A 9,302-nucleotide genomic window follows, 5' to 3' on the forward strand; every position below is an offset into this window, starting at 1 on the left:
TGATGGCGCAAAGCGCCATCAGGCATGAAGCGGGGCGGCAGCCGAGGCCTGACGCGCGCCGCCACGGTACAGGTCGCCCGCCCATACCCACCATTTACCCTGCCTGACAGCCGCCTGCGCGGCCTGTGCGGCGGCGGGGCTATCAAACAGCGCGAAGCAGGTCGCGCCTGACCCGCTCATGCGCGCAAGGCGGCAACCCGGCGCATTGCGCAGGGCGGCCAGCACATCCGCTATTTCCGGGCAGATGGCGCAGGCCGCTGCCTCCAGGTCATTGGTCTGGGCCGAAAGGTCACGCACCATGTCGGCCAGCGTATCCCACCGGGCAGGCAGGTCCGCGCGCGGCGTGAAGACGGGGCTGCGGGCCCTAAACACCTGCGGGGTCGAGACACTCTGCCCGCAATTGACCAGCATCATCCCGCATGGCGGCAGGCCGGGCGCATCGGACAGTTCCTCGCCAATGCCTTCCATCCGGGCGGCACGCTGCGCCACGCAGACCGGAACATCCGCCCCCAGGCGGGTCGCAAGCGCCATGAACCGGTCATGCGGGATGGACAGGTTCCACACATCCATCAGCAGGCGTAGTGCCGCCGCCGCATCGGCCGAGCCACCGCCAATGCCCGACGCCACCGGCAGTTCCTTGCGCAGCACGATCCCGACATCTGGCAGCCGTGCCGCCGCATCAGCCCCCACATGCTCACGCAGCAGCCTGCCCGCGCGCACGATCAGGTTATCCGCCTGGTCATCCTGCAGGCCGGGGGCAAACGTACCCTCGATCCGCAGTTTCACCTCTCCCCCCAGCCCGGCATCCCGGGTCAGGCGCAGTTCATCCGCCGCACCGGCAAATACCGCAAGGCTGTCCAGCAGGTGATAGCCATCTTCCCGCCGCCCGGTGACATGCAGGTACAGGTTGATCTTTGCATGGGCCAGTTCGTGCAGGGAGGACATCAGTGACGGGTTCCATTAGCGGGAGATGATGCGGGGGCGGGCGTGGTGACGGGCTTGAGGTCCGCCGGAATGGCCTTTGCGGGGGCGACATTGCCGCCCTTCCACAACCGGGCGTAATCAAGGGCCGCGGTAATCTTGCGGCGGTCCAGCGGGTCCGGCTGGAACTGGATGGCGTTCTGCCATTCATTCACCGCTTCCAGCCTGCGGCCCGCCATCCAGTAAGCCACACCAAGGTGGTAGTTGATGGCCGGGTCCTGCGGCATCTGTTCAACCGCCTGTTCCAGCAGGGGCAGCCCCTCCGCCACATGGCCCAGCCGCATGAGCACCCAGCCGACACTATCACGAATCTGGTTGTCGGACGGGGCCAGCGCCAGCGCGCGGCGCAGGTAGCTTTCCGCCATGGCCGGGTTCTCGCCATGCTCAACCATGGAATAGCCAAGGTAGTTCAGAAGTTCCGGCTCGTTGGGGGAAAGCTGGAGTGCCTGCTGGAGCAGCGCGCGCGCCTGCGGCCAGTGGTTCTGGCGCTCCTGCGCTATGGCCTGCCCGAAAAGCAGCCGCCAGTCGTCACCTTCCAGCCGGTGCGGTACCAGGGCCGTGGCGTGCTGGTAGGCGTCCAGCGCCTCGGGCCATTTCTGCTGGTCCAGCAGGGCATCGCCCAGGCTGCTCCACAGCATCCGGTTTTCAGGGGCCTGCTGCAGCAGGTCGCGCAGTTCACGCGCCGCCTGTTCCCGGTTGCCCATCATGACATCCAGGTCAGCCTGCTCGGTCCGGTAAACCGGCTGAAGCGGGTCATCCGCCGGTGCGCCGTCCAGCGCCTCACGCGCCAGCCGGTCCTGCTTGCGCACATGCAGCATGGAGGAGAGCAGGAGCCGCGCCTCGGAATCCGCCGGGTCCAGCACGAGCGCCATGCGCAGCATCATCTGCTCGGTCCCGCGCAGGGTGCCGATTTCCTGTGCGGCATCGGGCTGGCGTTCGTCATCCCCGCCGTCATGGGCATAAAGCTGCTGGTCGATCAGCAGCGCCACCAGCCCGTAGGCCTGCGCCAGCCCCTGCGCCGCGTGGGTGACAACCGGGCGCCGCACCATGGCCATGATGCCCGGCCTTGCCACGTCCAGCACCGGCATGGCGGCGATACGCTCATTGATCAGGGCCTGCGCCTGTGCTTCCTGCCCCTGTGCGATGAGCCAGTGCGCCAGGACCAGCGTGGTGAACAGGTCGCCACCGGACATGCTGGTGGACTGACGGAACAGCACATCCGCGCGCATCTGCTGGCCGCCAAGCTGGGCGATCAGGGCGGCATGCAGTGTGTAATAGCCCCCCAGCGCATGATCCATGCGCGCGGGTTCCAGCGTAGCCAGGGCCTCATCCGTCCTGCCCGCGCCCTGCAATGCCCATGCGCGCAGCAGCGGGCGCAGCAGGTTCATGATCTGGTCGGACGGGGCGTTGAGGTAATGGGTCGCCGCTTCATCCCACCGGCCCGCAAGGGCGGCAGCATTGCCCATGACCAGCTCCGGCATGACCCCGGCGGGCTGGTCCGGGGCCAGGGCGACCGCCTCGGGGCTGCCGGCCATGATGCTGTAGAAAAACGCCCGTTCACTGAACAGGCGAAAACCGGGGGCCAGCCGCGCTGCGGTGCTGAACGCACGCGCGGCTTCGGCGTTGTCGCCTTCGGTGGCGGCAACACTGCCGACAAGCAGGTTGGTGGCCAGATCCTGCCGCCCGGCCTGCATGATGGCGTCATCCAGCGTGGCGGCCCGCATTTCCCGGTTGGGAAACCCGGCCAGGAGCGGTACAACAAGGGAGGCCACGACCATGCGTGACAGACGAGGTAAGAGCATGACGCCAGAATCTACCGCGTGCGGCGTCCGCTGCCAAATCCCGCGCCGGGGGGCAGGATGGCGCGCGCCTGCATTACCTGTGTCGGTAGGGGACATATCCATCCGATGACTGATTCCATAACCCTGTTGCGCCTGTATGTGGAGTGGGGCGCCGATGACGCGCTTGACACCCACCCGCATGACCGGATGGCCCGTCCCGCCACGATAGACCATCCCGCCACGGCTACACAGCCCACCCCCATACAGCCAGATACGGGGAATGGACATAGAAATTCGCCCCCGCGCCCCGCCCCAGCGCCCGCGCGCGGGACCGCGACGCTGATTGACCAGGCCGTCACCGCCGCCCGCACGGCGGCGCAGGCAGCCCGCACGCTGGATGAGCTGCATGCGGCCATTCGCGGCTTTGACGCCTGCACCCTGCGTGACAGCGCGACCCACAGCGTTTTCGTGGAAGGCCCGACCGGCGCCCCGCTCATGCTGATTGGCGAAGCGCCCGACGCGGACGAGGACCGCAGCGGCCACCCCTTCGCGGGGGAAAGCGGGGCGCTGGTCTCGGCCATGTTCGCCAGCATCGGCGTCGAGCGCACCAGCCTGCTATGCGCCCCGGTCATTCCGTGGCGGCCACCGGGGGGGCGCCCCCCCTCCGCCGCCGAGACACGGATCTGCCTGCCCTTCATCCAGCGTGCCATCGTTCTGGCGCAGCCCGCGCGCGTGGTGCTGATGGGCAACCTGCCCGTATCCGTCCTGCTGGAAGAACGCACGACAGCCGCGCGCATGCGGGGCCGCTGGCGCGAAATCACCCTGCCCGCCGACCCCGCCCAACCCGGCCCGGCACCTACGTTCATGGCCCTTCCCATGCGTCACCCGCTGCAATTGCGCGCGAGTGCCACCGCGCGCCGTGACACATGGAAAGACATGCTCCTGATCCGTGAGACACTGGAGAGTATATCTGGCGGGTAACAAGGGATAATTGCGTAATCTTTTCGGGGTATTAGCATATAGCAGGGCAGGTATTCATTCCCGTTCCAATTTATGTTTCCCACTGTTACATCCAGTTCCCGCATCTGTTCTGAACACTTATTTACCGTGACCAGATAAGCTGGCTATTGCTTTCTGTCTGCATTGCGCCTACATCCCCACCGCTATGCGAGGGACAACCAATACCCCCCATCATGCGGTGGCGGCCTTTCTGGCTGGTGCCGCATTTCTGGCAGGGGCGGCGTTCGCGCCGCTGCGTGCCCAAACAGTGGAACCCGGAGCGACGGATCACGATCCGACCGCCCAGGGCGACCATAACGAGGAAACGGCGCTCGCCCTTCCACGCCTGCCCGCACATGGTAACGCCGGGCTGCCGCGCCCCCTCTCGCCCGAGGACGTGAGCCGCATCCGCCGGGTGTTCAAACTCCAGGCCGAGGGCGATTTCGACACCGCCATTCGTGAGACCGCCGCCATCCATGATGACACCCTGCTGGGTGACATCCTGGCCGCGCGCTACCTCAACCCGGCCTACCACCCCGATGCGGGGCAGCTCCGGCTGTGGCTGCGTACCTTCTCGGGGCTGGCGGATTCCCCGGCCATCTATTCCATGCTGGCCGCGATGCCCGCAAAGGGCGGTCCCCTGCCCCCGGCACCCGCCCGCAACGCGCTGGACAGCAGCCACCCGCCCCAGCATATCCACCTGCCGGAGGAGGATGACCCCTCCCTGCGGGTCTTCACCCGCAACAGCATGCTTGACCATACCGTGCGCGAGCGCGCGGCACAGGGGGCCAAGGGGGCACGCAGCGCCCTGCGCCTGATCGCCATGACACCGGGCATGAACGACCTGTATGCGGCCCACCTGCAGGCGGAAATCGCCATGACCATGTTCAGCAATGGTGAAAACCGGCTGGCCATGTCCATCGCCCGCGATGCATTTGAAAAATCCAGCCAGCGCCTCGGCCTGGCGGGTTATGTCGCCGGTCTGGCCGCATGGCGGCAGGGACGGCCCGACATGGCTCAGCCCATGTTCGAGGCTGCATCCCGTGCGCCACTGACACCGGGCAGCATCCGTGCCGGGGCAGCCTACTGGGCCGCCCGCGCCCATCAGGCCATGGGGGATGGGGCAGCCTACTCCCCGTGGCTGCACCGCGCGGCGGCGGCACCCCATACCTTCTACGGCCTGCTTGCCTCCCAGATACTGGGCCTGCGCGCGCCCGTGGGCCATGCGGGCAGCCATCCGGATACGATCGGCACCGCCCCGCCCCTCACCCTTGCCGCCGACCAGCAGAGCCTCCATGCGGGCAGCCCGGTGCTGGGTGAAATCGACATCGAGGCCGTGGCCGCAACGCCCGCGGGCCGCCGGGCCTTCGCCCTGCTGCAGGTGGGTGAGCGTGACCGGGCCGAAGCCACACTGCGCCGCATGTGGCCCGACATCCAGAACGACGCGGCCCTGTGCCACTCCACCCAGATGGTGGCGGACGCCGTGGGCATGAAGGCGCTGTCGGCCCAGATGCTCATGCTGATCGACACCAATGAGAGCGAATACAGCACCCACGCCGCCCGCTTCCCGCTGCCGCCACTCCAGCCCGCGCATGGCTTCCGCATGGACCCGGCGCTGGTCTATGCGCTGACACGGCTGGAATCCAATTTTGACAGCAACGCGGTATCCGGCTCCGGCGCGCATGGGCTCATGCAGGTCATGCCGGTGACGGCCGGTTTCGTGGTGCATGACAAGGACCGCTTCACCCGCCGCCCCACGGCATTGCACGACCCGGCGACCAACCTTGATATCGGGCAGCGTTACGTCCTGTACCTGGCCCAGCTTTCCGCGCAGGCCGGTGGGCAGCATGTGCCCGCGGGCGGTGACATGATCCGCATGCTGGCCAGCTACAATGCCGGGCCATCGGCCATTTCGCGCCGGAGTGCGACGATGGACGAGGATGAAGACCCGCTGCTCTATATCGAGAGCCTGCCCAGCAACGAGACCCGCGATTATGTCCGCCGGGCCTTTACCTATCTGTGGATCTATGCCGACCGTCTGGGCATTGCCGCACCGTCCCTTGAGACGCTGGCGCGCAATGAATGGCCCGGCTTCGGTGCGGAAATGGCCATGGCGGGCCATGCGGGCCACACCATCCACTAGGCATTACAGCCCCCATCGGCTGTAAAAAAGGGACGCATCCTGCGCGGATGCGTCCCTTTTTTCATGGGTCGATCTGGGGTCCTGCAACCGGATCATGCCCTGCCGCGTTGCGGCACCGGTCACTTTACCCCTCGCCCGCTCCGGGGAAAGGCGGAGTCCAGCGGTGCGACACCATGCCGGAAAGGCCGCCGCAACGTGCCTGCCGGTCAGTTCTCGGCCAGAAGCTGGCGACTGGCCTGCACCCGCACCACGCGGCGGCCTTCCATTTCCAGCACCTCGAATAGCCAGCCTGAAAACACCACCTTGTCCCCTTTTGCGGGCACACGGCGCAACAGGGCCAGTATCAGGCCGGCCAGCGTATGATAGCTGCCTTCCGCCGGCAGGTCGGACAGGCCCAGCCGGTCCTTGACCTCATCAGCAGGCATGGAGCCGTCAAGCGTCAGGACACTGTCATGCGCCAGACGCTGCGGGGGCGTGCTGCCCGGCTCGTGCTGTTCGCCCACGATCGCGCCGAACAGGTCGGATGAGGTCACGATCCCCTCGAACGAGCCATATTCATCCAGCACCAGCGCCAGACCCAGCGGGGAGGCCCGCATCCGCTCCAGCATGTCAAAGGCGGACAGCGTATCAGGCACCGAAATGGGATGGCGCAGCCCCACCGCGATGGAAGGGCTCTTGCCATCGAGAAAACGGTCAAGCATGTCCTTGGCCAGAATGACGCCCACGGGGTTATCCACCCCCCCCTCACACACCACGATGCGGGAATAGGTGGTCGAACGCAGGACCTGGAGCAGTTGCGCGCGCGATACGTGCCGTTCCACCCAGCACAGTTCGTTGCGGGGGGTCATGATCGCGCGCACCGGGCGTTCGGCCAGACGCAGCAGGCGCTCGATCATGTCGCGCTCCTCCTGCTCCAGCACGCCCGCCTGCGCGCCCTCGGCAATATAGGCGCGCAGTTCCTCGACCGAGACGGACTGGCGGATCGCCCCCCCGATCCCCATCACCTTCAGCACCAGTTCGGATGAGCGCCCCAGCAGCCATACGACCGGCCGGGTCACCCACGCCATCCATTCCAGCAGCAGCGACAGGCGCGACGCGATCAGTTCGGGCTGGCGCAGCGCGATCTGCTTGGGCACCAGTTCACCCAGCACCAGCATCAGCGCGGTAATGGCGCTGACCACCAGAAGCATCGCGATTTCATCGGCAATGGAGCGCAGGGCCGGGATTCGGGCCAGCCAGTGGCTGACGCCCACCTCGATACTGCTGCCGCCGAATGTCCCCTCCAGAATCGAGACAAGGGTCATGCCGATCTGGACCGTGGGCAGGAAGCTCTGCGGGTCACCCGCCAGTTTCAGCGCCCGGTCGGCCCCCACCGTGCCATTGCGCACCAGAATGGCAAGCCGCGCGCGCCGCGCGGAAATAAGCGCCAGTTCCCCCATGGCAAAAAGCCCATTGAGCAGAACAAGGCATAATATAACAATGAGTGAGACAACCATGATCCCACCATCCTACAGCATAATTATCCGCGCGGGCACATTGCGCATGCATGTACCCATGCGACATGCCAAAGAAAAAGGCGGGACCATCTGGCCCCGCCTTCTGTCGTAACGCTACCTGCAAACAGGTCCGTCGCGTGGTCAGTCCGCCGCGTCGGCTGTCTCAACCGGCGCGGAGACCTTGCTCACGCGCGGCGGGGCGGCCGGCTTCTTGCGGGCCGCGAGTTCCGCCATCTTGGTATCGACATGCTGGGTAAAGACGTATTCAGCCGGGCGCTGGTGTTCCAGCGAGATTTCCGGAACCATGGGCTTTTCCGTCTCGGGCCCGAACAGCGCGACCTTGGCGATGTGCCACGGGCGACGCACCGCATCCATCACGGCCGTTGATTCGTAGCCCGAATGGACCATGCAGTCGGCGCATTTTTCGTAATTGCCGGTGCCGTAGGCATCCCAGTCGGTATCGACCATGAGCTCTTCAAAGCTCTTGGCATAGCCTTCGCCCAGCAGGTAGCACGGGCGCTGCCAGCCGAACACGTTGCGCAGCGGCTTGCCCCACGGGGTGCAGTGGTACTGCTCGTTACCAGCCAGGAAGTTCAGGAACAGCGGCGACTGCGTGAAGCGCCACTTCTTGCCCTTGCCCAGACGGAAAATGTCACGGAAGAGCTGCTTCGTCTTCTGGCGGTTCAGGAAGTGTTCCTGATCCGGCGCGCGTTCGTAGGCATAACCCGGCGCGGTCATGATCCCGTCCACGCCCATGGCCATCACTTCATCAAAGAAGGCGGCAACGCGCTTGGGGTCGGCCCCGTCGAACAGGGTGCAGTTGATCGAGACGCGGAAGCCACGGGCCTTCGCCTTCTTGATCGCCGCGACCGCGCGTTCGTACACGCCGTCCTGACAGACGGAGGCGTCATGCATCTGCGGGTCGCCATCAAGATGCACGTCCCACGAGAAGAAGGGGCTGGGCTCGTAATCGTCCATCTTCTTTTCCAGAAGAAGGGCGTTCGTGCACAGATATACGTACTTCTTGCGCGCGATCAGCCCACGGATGATCTCGGGCATTTCCTTGTGCAGCAGCGGCTCGCCACCGGCCACGGCAATGACGGGCGCACCGGCTTCGGTATCCGCATCCAGACATTCCTGCACGCTCATGCGCTGATTGAGGATCTGGGCAGGATAGTCGATCTTGCCGCACCCGGCGCAGGCCAGGTTGCAACGGAACAACGGCTCGAGCATCAGCACGAGCGGATAGCGTTTGCGCCGCGTGACATGCTGCTTGACAACATAGGCGCCCACGCGGACTGCCTGCATAATAGGAACGGCCATGAAACCTCTGCTCCTGCACCGGCCCAACCGCCGGTCTCATACAATATTTCAAGTCTGGTAGGCTGGACTATGCTCACATCCACCTACGAGAAAACAAGCCCAACCTGACTCAGCCCTGCACCCAGAGCATGCCGAGGTTGCGGACTTGTTACGACACATGAAGCCTTTCCGGAGGGTATAGGACAAAAACCATCCTGTATTCAATTGCTATCACCCAAGGTGTGGCCAATTAACAACAGCCAGGCAATTAGAGACTGTATTTACATACTTAATCGGAGTAACACAGCGCGATTACGCTACGGTCGCCATGGTTTTCGTGCCATGAGCCGCCATTCATCGCCGCCGGAGCAGCCCGGTCCGGCCCTGCATGCAGGGCACGGGCCAGCCAACCGGAAACCGGGTTGGTTCCACCCCGCATATGGGGCAAGGGCCAACGCAGAACAATGGACGCGAATATAATGGATCAGCCCAAACCCGCGATTCCGACCCTCGGGCGCTATGCGCAGCTTGACCGCGTCCGCATGCCGCATGACCTGCGCAACCTCTCCGTTGAGCAGCTGAAGCAGCTTGCGGAAGAAC

The 9,302-nt window shown here is 65.3% G+C and carries 6 protein-coding genes; 2 read left to right on the top strand and 4 right to left on the bottom strand.

Annotated features, from left to right (window positions below; translation table 11 throughout):
- Positions 1 to 18 precede the first annotated feature (18 nt).
- Together DY926_RS08245 and DY926_RS08250 are read right to left on the bottom strand one after the other, a co-directional pair.
- Positions 19 to 945 (bottom strand): 4-(cytidine 5'-diphospho)-2-C-methyl-D-erythritol kinase, encoded by a 927-nt coding sequence (locus DY926_RS08245; RefSeq protein WP_116702924.1) that lies wholly within the window; start codon positions 943 to 945, stop codon positions 19 to 21.
- On the bottom strand, positions 945 to 2,759 hold the full coding sequence (locus DY926_RS08250; protein WP_116702925.1) for a tetratricopeptide repeat protein: 1,815 nt from the start codon (positions 2,757 to 2,759) through the stop codon (positions 945 to 947). Before DY926_RS08250 ends, DY926_RS08245 begins: the two co-directional genes overlap by 1 nt.
- Before the next feature lie 129 nt (positions 2,760 to 2,888).
- Between DY926_RS08250 and DY926_RS08255 the strand changes: the two genes are divergently transcribed.
- Positions 2,889 to 3,743 (top strand): uracil-DNA glycosylase, encoded by an 855-nt coding sequence (locus tag DY926_RS08255; protein ID WP_186336114.1) that lies wholly within the window; start codon positions 2,889 to 2,891, stop codon positions 3,741 to 3,743.
- Positions 3,744 to 3,927: 184 nt separating this feature from the next.
- Complete coding sequence (locus DY926_RS08260) at positions 3,928 to 5,904, top strand: lytic transglycosylase domain-containing protein (protein ID WP_116702927.1); 1,977 nt, start codon at positions 3,928 to 3,930, stop codon at positions 5,902 to 5,904.
- 206 nt (positions 5,905 to 6,110) lie between these two features.
- Here the strand turns inward: DY926_RS08260 and DY926_RS08265 are convergent, their stop codons facing one another.
- Both DY926_RS08265 and hpnH read right to left on the bottom strand, forming a co-directional pair.
- A complete protein-coding gene (locus tag DY926_RS08265; protein WP_116702928.1) occupies positions 6,111 to 7,400 on the bottom strand; it encodes a hemolysin family protein in 1,290 nt (429 codons plus the stop codon).
- Positions 7,401 to 7,541: 141 nt separating this feature from the next.
- The gene (gene hpnH, locus DY926_RS08270) at positions 7,542 to 8,723 is read right to left on the bottom strand and encodes an adenosyl-hopene transferase HpnH (RefSeq protein ID WP_116702929.1); all 1,182 of its coding nucleotides are present in this window, start codon (positions 8,721 to 8,723) and stop codon (positions 7,542 to 7,544) included.
- Between the last annotated feature and the right edge of the window lie 579 nt (positions 8,724 to 9,302).

It is taken from the genome of Komagataeibacter melaceti, from assembly GCF_003403295.1.
Taxonomy (GTDB): Bacteria; Pseudomonadota; Alphaproteobacteria; order Acetobacterales; family Acetobacteraceae; genus Komagataeibacter; species Komagataeibacter melaceti.

Excerpts from the sequence above, each read along its gene's own strand:
- DY926_RS08245 (WP_116702924.1), bottom strand. The coding sequence starts at position 945 with ATGTCCTCCCTGCACGAACTGGCCCATGCAAAGATCAACCTGTACCTG.
- DY926_RS08250 (WP_116702925.1), bottom strand. The coding sequence starts at position 2,759 with ATGGTCGTGGCCTCCCTTGTTGTACCGCTCCTGGCCGGGTTTCCCAAC.
- DY926_RS08255 (WP_186336114.1), top strand. The coding sequence starts at position 2,889 with ATGACTGATTCCATAACCCTGTTGCGCCTGTATGTGGAGTGGGGCGCC.
- DY926_RS08260 (WP_116702927.1), top strand. The coding sequence starts at position 3,928 with ATGCGAGGGACAACCAATACCCCCCATCATGCGGTGGCGGCCTTTCTG.
- DY926_RS08265 (WP_116702928.1), bottom strand. The coding sequence starts at position 7,400 with ATGGTTGTCTCACTCATTGTTATATTATGCCTTGTTCTGCTCAATGGG.
- hpnH (WP_116702929.1), bottom strand. The coding sequence starts at position 8,723 with ATGGCCGTTCCTATTATGCAGGCAGTCCGCGTGGGCGCCTATGTTGTC.